A 16,185-nucleotide genomic window follows, 5' to 3' on the forward strand; every position below is an offset into this window, starting at 1 on the left:
GAATTAACTGTCCAAATCCACCAAACGGTGAGCGATTAAATCCAAATCTGGCACGACATGTATCGCACCATCTAACATGACCGCTTGATACAGATAGCTTTCTTGTTTTTGTTCACGATTGGGCAGATTGGGAGTAGACAACCAGATACCAGCCATCTCCTCATCACTTAGAGTAACATCTGTAACATCTGAAATACGCACCCGTTTGGTCATCAGCTCACCTGTGGTCTGCAATACCAAACGGTGCACATCTGAGTTGCCCTCTAAGATGACAAGTTTATCCGCTTCAATGTCTTTGGGTACTAAATGATATACCGAGACCTCTTGTCCACGCCACAGATATGTCCAAATGCGTTCATGGTATTCATCCACACTCATGATAAGGGCGGTTGGTACAAGCCAATTGGGCTGACCGATGGCAGGGATGATGGTTACCTCAATCATGCCACGCTCAGCGGTAAGCAAACTGACAGGTTCAAACTGGTGTTTTTGGATTTTTCTCATAACGTCTCTTAATAATAATACTAAATGGCAAATGATACATTCTTTAATGCTGTTATCATACAACTTTTGTCAAAGCCATCGGTCTACAACACATCCGATGATATGGACAGATTTGGATTGTCATCTTTTGTTATTTTGGGCATTTAAAGCCGCCAAGCATATGATTAATGCGATTGGCAAGCTCCAACGGCGTCCCAGAAAACTGGCAAAACCCTGAATCAATCACCGCTTGGGGCTGGCTTGAACAGACACTACTTTTGGGACTTTGAGCCCAAAGATGGCTCTTATTTTGGTTAATTTGAGCAAGATGGGCAGAGCCGTCGTTACCCATGCCAGAGAATATGATGCCAATAAGGTCACTGCCATACACATCACTGGTATTTTTAAGCAGCTGGCTGATGTTCGGCTGGTACTCACCCTCCCACACCTTATCCAACAAAATCACCCGTCCTTCACTATCGCACACGATTTGTTGTTCAATCGGAGCAATCAAACAAGTGCCTGTTTGTAGTCGCTGGCTTGTGCCAATTACCCGACATCGCCATTCATTATTACGACTTAATATCTTTGGCAAACCATGAATCATCTCTTTGTCAAAATGATGAGCGATTAAAACAGCAAGTGGCAACTGAGCAGAAACATTATCCAAAAACACCTTCAAGGCATCTGGCCCACCCATGGATGCTCCCAAAAACAGCACATATCTCCAAGGGCGTACAGACACATGAAAGACAACTTTGGGGTTTTTATCCTCAGTTTTTATCATGGGCAAGCCAAGTGAGTCGCAAAGACGGCGTAATAGGGAGCGTTGCCATTTTTTATAAGCCTCATCATGCTTTGGGTTGGGTGCCTCTTGAAAACCCACTAACATCAGGCGTGGCTGATAACTGTCAATGAGTGCCTGCAATCCATCCGACAAAGGCGACTCTACCAGCCACACCATACCTTTGGGCAGTTTTGATTTTATCATCACATCAAGCTGTTTGATGTCAAAACAGCCGATCACATCAAAGCCTGCTTTACGCAAACCATCATCAAAAGCAAGTCGCTGACTGCGTTGGTCGCTGACCACGATGATTTTAATATCTTTGACTTCATCAAATGTGGTGGGCGGATGGGTGCAAATTTCATCAGTCTCTGATTTTTCCCAGAGCTGACAAGCAGGAGATGCGTTATTTAGCTTACTTTGCCAATATTGTGCCGCCACACTCAAAGACTCTTGTTTTGGCACTTTTTTATTAGATTCCATCACCCACCATCATCTTCCATCAATCAAACGCTAAATGTTAAGCAAATTACCAATACGTCCCAGCAGTTCCATCTCTTGGAATGGCTTACCCATGTAGTCATTAACACCAATCTCAAAGGCACGATCTCGGTGTTTCTCGCCTGTTCTTGATGTGATCATAATGATTGGCAAATGGCTCAAACGAGAACTATGACGTACCTGTGTGGCAACCTCAAATCCATCCATGCGTGGCATCTCAATGTCAAGCAACATCAAATCAGGCATGTTGTCCTGCAAAATCTCAATGGCATCAACACCGTCTTTGGCAACAATTACCTCAAAGCCTTGACGTTCTAGGAAACGAGAGGTTACCTTACGTACTGTTACCGAGTCATCTACCACCATGATAAGATGACGACGACTGGCAGTAGGTTCTACCTCTTTGACCTCTCGTTTTGCCTGAGCGGTACGCATGAGTGCTAACAGGTCAAGGATGAGCATGACCGAACCATCGCCCATGATGGTTGCCGCTGAAATGCCCGATAAGTTGGACAGTTGGCGACCCAATGGTTTTACCACAATCTCAATACGAGAGCCTACAATTTCATCCACTTGTAAGGCAAGAGCTTGTCCTGTTTGTGTTTTGATGATGATGACAGGCAAGGTAGTACCTGAGACAATCTCATTAAAATAATTACCCGCCAAAATTTCATTAAGATAACGCAAGCGATAGTTTTTGTTGTCAATCTTGATGGTGTTTTTGCCCGACTGATGATAAGCCAGTAGTTCGGTGGCATTCATCTGTACCACACTCTCAATCTGCACCAACGGAATGGCATACTGGCGGTCAGCCGCTCGTACAACAAGCACATCTGACATAGATACAGTCAGTGGTACACGAATGATAAAGCGAGAACCTTTGCCAGACTCTGACTCTACCGATACCGAGCCACCCAACTGACGAATCTCTGTTCGCACAACATCCATGCCCACGCCACGCCCTGATATTTGAGTTACTTTGCTTGTGGTAGACAGACCTGCGTTAAAGATATATTGCATGATATCACTGTCAGAGAGCTTCTCATTGGGGCTGATAAGTCCTTGACTGATGGCTTTATTACGTACCGCCTCTACGTTCACGCCTGAACCATCATCAGAGAGCAAAATAACCATCTCACCGCCCTCACGCATGACCTCCAACACGATACGTCCTGTTAGTGGCTTGCCCATCTCGCTCCGTTTGGCGGGCATCTCCACACCATGGTCAACAGCGTTACGAAGCATGTGTTCTAGCGATGATGTGATGCGGTCAAGAATGCTTCTGTCCATCTCATCATCGGCGTTAATCACTGTCAGCTCAACATTTTTGCCAAGCTCACTGGCCGTTTGACGCACGATACGTTGCAAGCGTGGGGTTAGACGTGAAAAAGGCACCATCCGTGAATTCATCAGACTGTTTTGTAAGTCCGCTTGTGTGCGTGACAGTTGTAGCAATAAATTTTCGCCATCACGGGTCTTATCAAGCATGGTTGCCTTAATGTCTAGCAAATCCGACGCCGACTCCGAGAGTGATTTTGACAGCTGGTTTAGTGATGAATATTGGTCCATCTCCAAAGGGTCAAAACCCTCATCTAAACCATCATCATCAATCTGTGCCAAAATCTGCTCTTCTAGCTCAATATCCATCCGACGCAACTGGTCAAACAGACGCTGAACCGTAACACCCATCTCCTCAATACTACCTGTGATGCTGGCAAGATTCATGTCAATACGAGCACGGTTAATCGCCGCCTCACCTGACAGGTTAATCATGCGTTCAAGTAATGGGGCTGAGATGCGAATCATCTCATTGCTATTACTGCTGTCCACGCTCTCACCAAACACACCTTTCATAGGTGGCATGTGACTGATGTCACGGACATTTTTAGATGCTGCCAAAAAGGCTTGGTATTCGTTGATGACATTAATTTGTTTTTCAAGCGAAACCACAGGCACTTCATTTAAGTTGTCAGGATTTTTGACAAAATGTCGCAGGGCATCCACCAGTGGCGTAGGATGTGGTGGGTTATAATTGTGTTCAAGCAATCCAATCGCTGATGTGATCCAATCATGACAGGCAAAGAGTAGATTTGTTACCATGCGTGTGGCGGGCAAGCGACGGTTTGCCAACTCTTCATAAACGGTCTCCATCTCGTGAGCCAAATCTGCCATGCCGTTGGCAGAGACCATTCTCGCCCCACCTTTGATGGTGTGTAGCTTACGCTGTAATGACTGCAAACTTGCCACATCTGATGTGTTATTACGAAACGCCACAAAATCTTCGCTACTGCTCTCAGCAAGTTCTTTGGCTTCTTCTAAGAATGTAGCCAAAATGTCCTTATCAGGCAGCACATTCTGCCATGAATCATTGATAAAACGCTGATATTTGACCGTCTCATCAAGTGGTGCTTCGCTTGTCTCTGGCGTGGATGGCGTTTCTTGACCTTGTTTGGTGTCAAGCATGGGAATGGCTATTGTTGCCCCCTCTGGCACTTTCCCTGCGGACAAATAGGCTTGCAAATCAGCAATGGTATTATCAGCAAAAAAAGACTGCTTGGTATTTTTAACCGCATCCAACTGCAAAGACAACACATCCTGCACACGTTGCATGGTACGCACCCACAGGTCGGTAACGGTCATCTGCTTGTTTGTAAAACGTTCGTACACACTCTCTGCTTCGTGAGTGAGATCACCAATACTACTAATGCCTGCCAATCTCGCCCCGCCTTTGATGGTATGTAAATGACGTTGCAAAGTTTTTAGGTGGTCAAGGTTGTCTTTATCATCACGCCATTGCCCAAAAACTTCTGTCACCTCAGCATCAAGCTCTAATGCTTCATCCAAAAAGATTTCTAGCAGTTCGTCATCGGTGCTAATTGTCTCCAAACGAATAGGGGCTGACTGCGATGCCTTTTCATCATCTGATGTCTGAGATGCAGTGGCATTTGTTTGGGCGGACTGCTCTGTTAAGACATTTGCCAGTTCTTGGTAATAATTGTTTTGCTCTGATGTGATGGTATTTAGATGATTTAAAGCCTCTTTATTTACCGTCAATGCCATGCTGCCTGCCATGGCATCAAACAGCCCAATGAGCTCATGATGCACCGCAAGCAAGGCATCAATAAAGCCATCATCTTTGGCCTGCTCGGGATGTTCTTTTATGAGTTCATAGGCAGATTTTAAGGACATGAGCAGGTTTTGAAATTTTGGTAAGTCATGCGTACGTTCTAAGAGCGTCTCAATTTGGGCAAGTTGTGTTTTGGCATAGCTTTGTACAACATCATGCTCTTTGCCAACCACATTTTCCAGTTCAAGTTCAGCATCTAGCAGTTCATCAATGCCATCAATGAGAGTCTCTACATGATAAATATCATTCTCATCAAGCATTAATTCTTTGATTTCTTGTTTATCATCAGCAAGCTCTCCCAACTCTTGGGCACTGATGAGATTATCATCGGTTTGATTGTAAGCATTTAAATAACCATCAATGAATGCCACCGCATTTTTGAGTGCTTGTTTGTGCTTATTGCCCATCGGTGCGTCATGATGCTGTAAACTTTGCAAACCACGCTCAATGATGGCACCTACCTCGCCTACCTCCACAAGCGGTGTTAAACCCGATGCCCCACGTAAGGTATGAAATGCACGCACCACGTTATTATCCACAGGCGTTTTAGCATCTGCTTCATGCGTATCTAAAAATGTGGTTACCTCTGCCAAAAGCTCTCTGGCTTCTTCAATAAAAATCTGACACAGCATGTCCTCTTCATCATTTGCAGGACTTCTTGGTGTCGTACGAGACATTAACTGACCTGCCTGCTCTACCAGATTAAGTGCTTCGTGGGCAGGCTTGGTTTTCTTGGCAGTTTTGTTCTCTTGAGTGTTGTTTGCCTCTTGGATGACCTCATCATTGCCAATATCTTGACCCGATAAGTGTTGTGCTGATGGTTTTGTCAAAACAGGTTCAGACACCAACCCTTTGTCATCTAATGATTGCCAACCAACATCAATACGCTTGTCAATATCGCCATCTTTGATATCGGTATCTTTATCTAAATCATCACTGACATCTAGCATACGATAATCAAAGTCTTTGCCATACCCTTTGCTATACGCATGAGCCACCGCTTCCCACAGCTTTATCTTGGCAGGATAATCATCAGATTTGGATTTAAAGATTGACACCAATGCACTAAACTCACCAATCACATCGCCAATGAGAGCTTGCATGCCAGCATCCATCGGTACAGTCTCATCTAAGACACGGTTTAGCATGTTTTCAATAGACCACGCCAACTCACCCAATTCATACGCCCCAACCATACGCCCTGAACCTTTTAGCGTATGAAAACCTCGGCGGATGTCGGTCAGCGTGCCTTTGTCAGGACTGCTTTGGTATTTATCAAAAAGCGGAATGATGGTCTCTAAGACCTCGCCTGCCTCTTCAATATAAATCTCACGAATGTCCTCATCAACTTCCATCGGTTCATACGTGGTCGCCTTAGCGGTCTCAATAAAAGGCATTAACACATCTGGTAGCGTGCTTTGTGTTTTTGATGATACTTCATCAACATCAACACCATTTAAACCGTCGCCAACATCACTTGTTGATGCCTGTTCTGCCTCATCAATTACCCTCTCATCGTCGCCAGCACTCATGTCAGTTTCATCAGATGCCAAATCATCTGCCACATTCTCATCTGCTGGCTTAGGAGCGCCTTCATCCATAGGTCTGCCCGCCAAAATGTTATTGGCACGCATGACCACCAGTGCATTATCCACACTGGGGGATTTGGTATTGGCAAAATCTTGCACCATGATGGGGATAATGTTGGCGGTCTCACTGACAATGGCCACCACATCAGGGCTGATTTTAATCGTCTCATCTAGGACACGGTTTAGCATGTTTTCAATTGCCCAAGCGGTTTCACCCACTTGCAACGCTCCAACCATACGCCCTGAACCTTTGAGTGTGTGCCAATTACGGCGAATCTCTTTTAGCGGTTTGAGATTTTGGGGGTCATCTTGCCATTTTGGTAGGTGCGTGTGCATCTCTTCCATGACTTCATCGACTTCTTCGATAAAAATCTCACGAAATTCTTCATCATGACTAAAATCATCCTCTTTTAGGCTTGCCTTGGCAGCAATATAAGCTTCGCTTAGAGAGTCTGTATCTTGCCCATCATCCAATACTTGCTCGGTAGGTTCATCTTGTTGGTAAGTTTTATCATCAGCGTCATCAGCGTCATTTTCTCCGATAAGAATTTGCTCTGTTTCATTTGACTGTGGTTCATCTTGTCTTTGGTTGGTAAAGTTGTCCGCCAATTTAGGCTCAACCAATACCACATCCTGTTCAGAATCGCCCTCCGATTTGGGTTCGTGAGCCATCTCATCATCAAAGACAACCTTATCGGACACATTTTGATCATCATCTGTTTGAACAACATCCACATCAGTCGTCATCTCATCTGCATTTATCTCATTAGCAGATGGCTCATCAAAAGCCAATAACTCACTGCTTGCAAGACTTGGTACAACATTATCTACCGTGCCTTCATTGACATAATCAGACAACAAAATCTCATCATCTTGGGCAGCATACACGCCATCTTCTGCTGTGCTTGGCTCTTGGTCGGATAACTCATCTACCAACAATTCATCATCATGGTCATCATCGTCATCTAAGGTCAGTGCAATACCATCATCAAACAAATCAAGCTCAATATCATCAGACAGTTGTTGGGCGATTTGTGATTCATCTTGATTTTGGGTGTCTTGATTTTGGGTGTCTTGGTTATTTGATAATATGGGTTCATCAATAAAAATATCATCAAAGAGTTCATCGTCTGAAATATCAAAATCAGTTTGGTTGTTAGTGCTTATTGCAACATCATCAATACCAAAGTCATCATCAAAGCTAAGCGTGTCATCAAATAAATCATCAAAATCATCTTGAAATGCTTGACTGATTTGGTCGTCTTGGGTGTTATGATGATTGACATCTTGGTAACTGGTATCTGTGACATTAGCATGTTCATCTGGCGTTATGGCAACTGTCTTAGCATCTTGATGGATATCCAGATTGGCATCATCAATGCTGACATTATCAGCATCGGCATCGGCATCAGTATTTATCACATCATCATCCACAGAGACATCATCTGTTGGTAACGCATTTGTAACTTGCTCTTGATGCTCATCTTGATGCTCATCTTGATGGTTATCTTGATGGTTATCTTGGGTACTGTTTTGTACAGACAATTCATCAGTATGACTCACAACAACATCTTGTGCATGGTGGACTTGCTCATTATGGGCATCCAAATCTACACCCAAATCCATATCTGCATTTGTATCCACATCAAGCGTCTGTTGGGCATCATCTAAATGCGTCTGCGATGATAAAGCGGGCAAATGTTCGCCTGCATCATCATAAAGTGTGGTATGCTGATGGGCAAGACGTCGTGCCATCTCCACATCAGACAGTTCAGGTTCGTTTAGATTGGCATCAAGCAATAATTTTTGCACATCATCGGTACATTCTTCTATCCGGGTCAGCAGTGCATGATCAAATATTTGCTGTGCCAAATTATCAAGGAACATCTCAAATAAAGACAAGCCCTCTGCGGTCTTATGGGCAATTTGCCATGACAGATGATTTGGTGATTTGTCTTGAAGCAGGGTGAACACCTCCGCCATTTTTGTTGCCACTGTCGCTGCATCAAACAATCCTAGGTCATTAAAACTTTTGACCAGCACCTCAAAACTCTTAGATGATGGCAGTTTATCAGTTTGCTTATCTTGTAGGTAATCTAAGAACTTATCTTTAAACTGCTCCATCAAAATACGCACATCACGAAGTACATCATTGTCATTGGCAATCATTTCATCATGATGATTGTCTTTGGTGTTGATAACCTCGGCGGTACTGGTGATGGCGGTATACAAATCTTGGAGCTGAGTGTTTATTTGCCATTGCATTTGAGCAAACATCTCATTACTACTTTGAGCGGTGGTGGCATCATTGATGATTTGTTCCACATAGCGAGCATAAAATGACCAACCACGTGCTGACAGTTGCTCTTGTAGGGCAGATAATACATTTGTCTCAATCTTGTTATCTGCCAACGCAAAGATTAGCCCTTCAATGGTGGTTAATACATGGGAAAAGAAAGTTTGATTGTCCGTTAAAATCTCATTGAGACGTTTTAAAAAGTTATGAGCTTGCTCATTGAGTGTGTCCAGATTGGCAAGTGCCACATAAATATCAGCAATGACATTTTCAAGCCAAATACTCGCTTCAAGCTCTGGGGTAATGCCTGCCTTTTGAAAAGCAATCACACGGTCAAGCTCACCTAAAATATGGGCATAATAAGATGGTAACGGCTTGGTATTTAGTGCTGTATTTTCAAGCCATAATACCGTGATAAGCCACAACCTTTGCAATACAGGCTCTACTGTTGCCCCTGCCAAATGTGTACTAAGGTTACGCAATTTGGTTAATTGTTCGCCATTGACCCCACTTTGGATAAGTTGCCCTGCAAGCGTTCGCCATGCCTGATTGATTTCTTGATAATTATTATCATCTAGTACGCTTGGCTGTATGGCATGTAACTGTATTTGTTCACTAAATCGTTCGTGGACAACTGATTGCAAAATGCTTTGTTTGTCTATATTATTGTCCCCCAAATGAGCACTCACCAAATTCAAATAATAGATGCGTGAATTTAATAAAGAGCGTCGCAAAAATCCAGTGGTGGCATAGCGATTTATCTCATGCTGCAACAGATGACTGGCATAGATGATTTTTGGTGCTAATACCGCAGGGTTGCCCACTTTTGTAAAATAATCAGCAGTTTGGGCGATGGTTTGGGCAAGTTTGGTAAAGTCGGGTAAATTTGCCATGACAAGCACGTTGCCAATAATGTCATATTGACGAGCAAAATGAGCCAAAAGCTCAGATGGCGATGGTGCTATATGGGCATGCAACGCCCAAAATTCCTGATTTAATGGGTCAATGAGCCATTCTAATGCCACTAATTCATTGGACTGCTTAATCATCTTATCATCCTAAAACAATCTTAAAAATAATATCTTGATCGGCTTACGCCATTTTTAAATCATTATTTGATGTGGGTGGTCATTTATTGGCTTATTTTTTGCCAAGCATTAATTTGTCCGTTATCCACACGTCTCATACTGGGGTGTTGCCAAAACATGGCCTCATTGGGAGCAAGCAGAACATAACCCCCAATGTCTAAATTCTGCACAAAATATGCCAAGATGTCTCTTTGGTCAAATTTTCTAAAATAAATCAGCACATTTTGACAAATAATCACCTGTTGCTTAGGCAGTTCAAGTGGTGTTTTTGCAAAAAGATTATGCCAAAAAAAATGAGTGTGTTGCTGGGTTGCCTGATTCACTTGCCATATTTTTTGGCAATCAGCAACATCTGCATTATTTTGTATGGCATGAAGCTGAGAGTGATGGCGGGCAGGTATTTCATGAATTTGTCTGCCCATGTATTCACCCTTTTTTGCCAATGCCAATGAACGAGAAGACAAATCCGACCCATTAACCTGAAATGGCAGAGCACTGACAAACTGCCGAGATATCAAGTCAAGCACCATCGCTAAGGAATACGTCTCTTGACCTGTGGAACATCCTGCACTCCATACCGAGAATGTGGATGGTATGTCAAAAGATGGGGTTACTTTGTGTCGCTCGGTAATGTGGGATTTGTATAACTCTCCGACAAATGTTATAGACGGCTCATGGCGAAAAAACCGACTCTCAGTAATGAGTAGGTTGTCAAGTAACGACTGAGTCAAAGCCGACAATGGTTGCGATGAAATCATGTTGTCATGTTGTATGGTATCGTACAATTCATCAGCACTCATGCCATGATTTTGGGCGGTGATTGTAATGGCATGAATGAGCCAATTATGTTGCACCGATGGTAACACAAATCCACAGATTCGCTCTATGCACGCTTGCCACAAAGGCAGATTCATCACGTCCCCCTACACCAACAATCAGCTGTCAGCAAAGACATCATCATCATTTGACAACTTAAAGCCAGATACCGACTCTTGGAGTGCCGCTGCCATCTCATTTAGACGACCTACCGAACGAGCGGTTGCCATCGTACCTGATGATGTCTGAGATGTGATGTCTTGGATGATGTTCATCGTGCTAGAAATATGACCTGCTGATGTGGCTTGCTGACGAGCAGCGTTTGAGATGTTTTGAATCAAGTCTGCCAATGTATTTGATACGTTTTGCACCTCATCTAGTGCTTCACCAGCATCTTTGGCAAGTTTGGCACCTTTAACAACTTCTGAGGTGGTTGATTCCATGGATGATACCGCTTCATTGGTATCTGCTTGAATGGTCTTAACAAGCGTCTCAATCTGACGGGTTGCCGCAGCAGAACGTTCTGCCAGTCGCTGAACCTCATCGGCAACAACAGCAAAACCACGACCAGCCTCACCTGCCATCGATGCTTGAATGGCGGCGTTCAAGGCTAGGATATTGGTTTGGTCAGCAATATCGTTAATCAGACCGACGATATCACCAATCTCTTGTGATGATTCACCCAGACGCTTAATACGTTTGGATGTCTCTTGGATCTGATTACGAATGGTATTCATGCCCTCAATGGAACGCTGTACCACGTTTGCACCATTTTGGGCGATGACAACCGAACGCTGAGCAACCGAAGCAGATTCTGATGCGTTCGCTGATACCTGATCAATAGAAACCGCCATTTCATTAATAGCAGCAGATACACCAGCAATCTCTTGGGCTTGATGCTCAGATGCTTCGGCAAGCTCCACAGCGGTCATCTGTGTTTGTTGTGATGACTGAGCAACACGGTCGGCGGTGGTGTTAATGGCAAGTACCAACTGACGCAGTTGGTCAATGGCAAAGTTTACCGAGTCAGCGATTGCCCCTGTAAAATCCTCTGATACAGTGGCGTTTACGGTCAAGTCACCCTCTGCCAAATCTCCCAATTCATCAAGCAGTCGCAAAATCGCCATTTGTGAGCGTTCGTTTTCTTCTTGGATTTGTCTGGCTCGTGCTGCTTCCTTTTCCATCTCTTGACGCTGACGCAAGTTTTCTTTTTCACTCACACGCAGCTCTTGACTGCTTTGCTGTCTTAGCAAGCGATACAAGGCAAATGCCAAAACAAGGCTGCTAAGCAACAACAAAAGTGCAGGGATGAGAATGCTTTTTTGGGTAATGATACCACGGTCAATCTTAGACAGCTGTTCTTGGGTTTTGGTGGCAAGGTCGGTAAGTGCTTGGGCGGATTCACGAGATTGGATGGTGGGGTTACTTAGGTCGGTCAGCTGACCCATGACAGGTTTGACCATTTGCTGATACGTATCATTAATGTTTTGCAAGGCTGGGGAGACTTGCCCAAAGGCTCCTTGTTGATTGTCCAAAACACGTGAAAAATTTGCCACTTCTGCTTTAAACTCATCGGTATTGGTGCCTGTACTGCTAGTCAATGCCGCCATTTTTTCGCTGATGCGTTCAAGCCGTAAAATTTGCCCTTGAATTTCTTTGATAAAAGCAGACGATACACCCACTTTCATGGCTTGGTCGGTAACGTTGGCATATTGCTCTTGCATTTGATGAGTGGCATCTTGGACTTGTTTTTGTAAATCTTGCAAGGCATTGATGTCATTTTGATGTGCAACGATATAATCCACACTGTCCTTTTTGGATTGCCAGTCATTGCTGATGGCGTTGATTGCTCCTGCATTGCCCACCATCTTGTTGTTTTGTAGGCGTGATAGTGCCAACTCATAGGACTGCACATCCGCCACCAGTTTGGCATATGCGGTTTTGCTGACATCAAAATCACGAGAAAACGTGGCGTCATTGATGTTTTTGACGATATTTACCGCATTAACTTCCAGCTGATTAACATCGCCAAGATAATCGGTTACTTTTAGCAGTGAGTACGCCAAATACGCCAAGCTAAACATGGCAATAAATCCAGAGATGATCAGTAGTGTCCACCACTTTTTCTCTGAATCTGACTTTGGGGCGACCACTAGGGGTTCTGAGACTTTGCTCACATCATTCATTTTGCTTATCCTTTTAAAACCGAGCCACTTATCACTGCTGCCCGCTTTTCTTAACTGATACAACTCATCAATCCCACCACTTATTGATGAAATGTTTGATTGATTCTATATTTATTTGCTAAAACAATTTGCTAAAATATATTGGGTGAATATATTGGGTGCATTTACCCTACTAACATAAAATAAGACAAAAATAAGACAAATGACATTTAATTTTATCATTTTATCATTGGCAAAAAATTGACACGTCTTGATTTTGATACATCAAGCACTGATTTGACAAAACCAATAACACACCATCAGCCCAATGCTGCATTTAGATACTCTGCATCATGGAACAACAAAGACGGCATGACCACATGCCATGCCTTATCATCTTTGACAAATCTACCGTGATTGTATGGAGCAAAAGGCGAATCTTCTGGCAGGGGCACATCTTGGTATTCACTGCCTGAAAACTGTACCATGCCCGTCACTTGATCCACCAAAATGCCTGAAAAAAAACCATCTTGGTCAATGACCATCACCTTTTTATCTTTAAGGCGTTCACGGCTGTCAATATTTAAAAATTTTGCCAAATCCGCCAGTGGTAGCAACCTGCCTCGCACATTCGCCACGCCAAGCAGCCATGGCTTAGTTCGTGGAATGGGGGTCAGCTCAGGCAGCGCCAAAATCTCAGACACCTCACCCATCGGAGCGACAAATTCTTGTCCACCCACCTCAAAGGCAATGCCAATCCACTGCGTATAGTCTGCATCATGTCGCCCTGTTGCCCGAGATTTGGCAAGGTCGGCCAGACGTAAAAGTTCAATAAAACCAAGAGATGCCATGATTTACCCCGCAGATACGCTCATAACAGAGCGAATGACTTTGATAAGCTCCTCTTCATTGATGGGTTTGGTCAAGTATTCTTTTGCACCTTGACGCTTGCCCCATACACGGTCTGTCTCTTGATTTTTGGTACTAACGATGACCACAGGAATATGGGCAGTTTTAGGTTCACGAGTGATTTTGCGAGTGGCTTGAAAACCGTTCATCTCAGGCATGACAATGTCCATAATCACCACATCTGGCATCACCTCAATGGCTTTGGCACAGCCATCTTCACCATTGTCCGCCTCAACCATCTCAAAGCCATGCTTGACCAAAATCTCACGAAATCGCAACATTTCCGTTGGTGAATCGTCCACTACTAATATTTTTGCCATGTCTGTCTCCAATTAAGTAAAAAAGTCTCGCTAGGTGTCAATAGCCTGATTAAATTAGCGAAAACGGCTGATGGTTGCAAATAGGTCTTCTTTACTAAATGGTTTGGTCAAATACTCGTTTGAACCCACAATACGCCCACGGGCTTTGTCAAACAGACCATCTTTGGATGACAGCATGATGACAGGTTTTTGAGCATACTCTGGATGATTTTTAATCATAGAACACGTCTGATAACCATCCAAACGTGGCATCATAATATCCACAAAGATGATGTCAGGATTGGTCTCAACGATTTTTGATAAAGCATCAAAACCGTCAACTGCGGTAATCACTTCACAGCCTTCTTTTTGGAGTAGAGCCTCGGCGGTACGGCGAATGGTTTTTGAGTCGTCAATAATCATGACTTTAAGACCAGAAAATTCACTCACGGGATGATCCTTTTATTTGAAAGATGGATGATAAAAATAGGTTATATAAAAAAATTGGTTAGATTTTGACAAATATTTTAGTCAGTAAAAACCTACTCTACTTTTTAACATAAATAAGGCAAATTTTCCACTCTTTTTTGACAAAACATAAGATTTATGGATTAAAAATGTGATACGATGGCATGGTTTTTTTAACTCATTTTACCGATTTTACTTTTTATGAATGTATCTGCCCCTTTGTCTGTTTGGTTGTTTTTTCGGTCGCTGTTTGGCACCATGACAGTCGTTGTTTTAATGAGTGCCTGCAATCCTGTGCCTGATGCCAAATTGACCGACTTATCCACTTTTGATGATAAAGACAAACGAGATGGGCTGGTACATGGCAACAGTGCCGTACACCCACCAAACGATGCTGATAACGCCAAAATCATCATCAATGGCAATGATATCACCCTTGCCAAGGCTCATGTCATGCCCATCAAATCGGAGCGTTATCAACCTGCTTTTCGCTTAGAGGGGGTCATCATTGCCCACGAACAAATAACCATCACCCTACCCAAAGAAGGCAGACTTGATAAAATGTTCATCAAGGTAGGCGATACAGTTGATACAGACGATGTGGTAGGCAAATTTTATGAAGAGACCATCACTCATGCCAGCCCTACCGATGACAACCCCAAAGCCGATAGTAGCAATGATGTGGATTTATCCACTGACAATATCGATACCACAAATGCCAAACAAAAAATACAGACGCCAAAAAACACAAAACACCCGAGCAAAATAAATTCACAAGAGCAAACAGATGATACAGATGATGAAGTACAAACGCCACCTGAACCCATCATTACCAAATCTCTTTTTGACATCAAAAGCCCCATGACAGGTAAGATAGAGGCCATCTTCACCACAGACAAAGACATCATCTATCCTAAGGATACGCCCGTGCTTGTGGTCTTTGATGAGCGTTTTGTCAAATTCATCAGCCCCTTACCTGCTGAGTTCGCAAGCCATCTGGCGGTAGGTGATGGGGTTACCTTTGATACCGAGGATGGACGAAGTTTTGGCGGTCAGATTAAAAACATCATCCCAAATGCCAAAGTGCATGGCATGATGGACATTCATGTTGCCATCACACCTGAACAAGCCAAAAAAGCCAAACTAAGCCTTGGTGAGCGAGTGGGTGGTTATGTCAATTATGGTCAAATTGAGGTGGGGGTTTTGGTACCATCTTTTGCCATTTTTAATGACACACTAGACCCCATGGATTTATCAGAGCTCACCAAACCACCATACAAACCTGCCACGCCCCAACCTGCATGGCTGTGGACAGTGGGTCAAGATGAACGCTTGGCTTTATCTAAGATATTCATCATCCAATACCAGCCTGAAAGCGACCAATATCTCATCTCAGGCATTGGTTTGGATGGGCTAATTGTACTTGCCGACCTGCCCAAACAAGCTCATGGCGGACGAGTACACCTAAAATAAACCACCCCACCATCTGTAACAATAGTTACAAAGAGCATATAAAAGTAGGCAAAATTGGCTAAAATACACGCAGTCATTTTAATTAAATAACAATTTATCCCTTGCCAAAACAGCCAAATATTGGCAAGATATGTTGGTAATGTTATTGCCCATTGTTTTGGGTATTTTATAACAAAAGGCAATT

Annotated in this window: 8 protein-coding genes and 1 pseudogene; 1 reads left to right on the top strand and 8 read right to left on the bottom strand. The window is 43.5% G+C overall.

Annotated elements, in window-relative coordinates; all coding sequences use genetic code 11:
• Positions 1–3 precede the first annotated feature (3 nt).
• The 8 genes and pseudogenes from A7456_RS03610 to A7456_RS03645 all read right to left on the bottom strand — a co-directional run bounded on the left by A7456_RS03610 (position 4) and on the right by A7456_RS03645 (position 14,483).
• Positions 4–504 carry a hypothetical protein gene (locus A7456_RS03610; protein WP_066893840.1) on the bottom strand — a complete coding sequence of 167 codons (501 nt, stop codon included), beginning with the start codon at positions 502–504 and terminating at the stop codon, positions 4–6.
• Positions 505–634: 130 nt separating this feature from the next.
• The gene (locus A7456_RS03615) at positions 635–1,753 is read right to left on the bottom strand and encodes a chemotaxis protein CheB (protein ID WP_082995425.1); all 1,119 of its coding nucleotides are present in this window, start codon (positions 1,751–1,753) and stop codon (positions 635–637) included.
• 30 nt (positions 1,754–1,783) lie between these two features.
• The gene (locus A7456_RS03620) at positions 1,784–9,832 is read right to left on the bottom strand and encodes an Hpt domain-containing protein (RefSeq protein ID WP_067007659.1); all 8,049 of its coding nucleotides are present in this window, start codon (positions 9,830–9,832) and stop codon (positions 1,784–1,786) included.
• An 83-nt stretch (positions 9,833–9,915) separates the two neighbouring features.
• A complete protein-coding gene (locus A7456_RS03625; protein ID WP_067007662.1) occupies positions 9,916–10,785 on the bottom strand; it encodes a CheR family methyltransferase in 870 nt (289 codons plus the stop codon).
• A gap of 21 nt (positions 10,786–10,806) precedes the next feature.
• Positions 10,807–11,844: pseudogene (locus A7456_RS12025) on the bottom strand (methyl-accepting chemotaxis protein); the annotation flags it as partial.
• Between the two features lie 1,328 nt (positions 11,845–13,172).
• Positions 13,173–13,703, bottom strand: a complete 531-nt coding sequence (locus tag A7456_RS03635) for a chemotaxis protein CheW (RefSeq protein WP_066885495.1) — start codon at positions 13,701–13,703, stop codon at positions 13,173–13,175.
• 3 nt (positions 13,704–13,706) lie between these two features.
• Positions 13,707–14,081, bottom strand: coding sequence for a response regulator (locus A7456_RS03640; RefSeq protein WP_066885498.1), 375 nt, complete (start codon positions 14,079–14,081; stop codon positions 13,707–13,709).
• 54 nt (positions 14,082–14,135) lie between these two features.
• The gene (locus A7456_RS03645) at positions 14,136–14,483 is read right to left on the bottom strand and encodes a response regulator (protein ID WP_036388546.1); all 348 of its coding nucleotides are present in this window, start codon (positions 14,481–14,483) and stop codon (positions 14,136–14,138) included.
• 246 nt (positions 14,484–14,729) lie between these two features.
• Between A7456_RS03645 and A7456_RS03650 the strand changes: the two genes are divergently transcribed.
• Positions 14,730–16,001, top strand: a complete 1,272-nt coding sequence (locus A7456_RS03650) for an efflux RND transporter periplasmic adaptor subunit (protein WP_067007667.1) — start codon at positions 14,730–14,732, stop codon at positions 15,999–16,001.
• The last annotated feature ends 184 nt before the right edge of the window (positions 16,002–16,185 follow it).

The organism is Moraxella nonliquefaciens (assembly GCF_001679005.1).
GTDB classification, from domain to species: Bacteria; Pseudomonadota; Gammaproteobacteria; order Pseudomonadales; family Moraxellaceae; genus Moraxella; species Moraxella nonliquefaciens.

Bases quoted from the DNA above. Each gene is read 5' to 3' on its own strand.
- A7456_RS03610 (WP_066893840.1), bottom strand. From the start codon at position 504: ATGAGAAAAATCCAAAAACACCAGTTTGAACCTGTCAGTTTGCTTACC.
- A7456_RS03615 (WP_082995425.1), bottom strand. From the start codon at position 1,753: ATGGAATCTAATAAAAAAGTGCCAAAACAAGAGTCTTTGAGTGTGGCG.
- A7456_RS03620 (WP_067007659.1), bottom strand. From the start codon at position 9,832: ATGATTAAGCAGTCCAATGAATTAGTGGCATTAGAATGGCTCATTGAC.
- A7456_RS03625 (WP_067007662.1), bottom strand. From the start codon at position 10,785: ATGAATCTGCCTTTGTGGCAAGCGTGCATAGAGCGAATCTGTGGATTT.
- A7456_RS03635 (WP_066885495.1), bottom strand. From the start codon at position 13,703: ATGGCATCTCTTGGTTTTATTGAACTTTTACGTCTGGCCGACCTTGCC.
- A7456_RS03640 (WP_066885498.1), bottom strand. From the start codon at position 14,081: ATGGCAAAAATATTAGTAGTGGACGATTCACCAACGGAAATGTTGCGA.
- A7456_RS03645 (WP_036388546.1), bottom strand. From the start codon at position 14,483: ATGATTATTGACGACTCAAAAACCATTCGCCGTACCGCCGAGGCTCTA.
- A7456_RS03650 (WP_067007667.1), top strand. From the start codon at position 14,730: ATGAATGTATCTGCCCCTTTGTCTGTTTGGTTGTTTTTTCGGTCGCTG.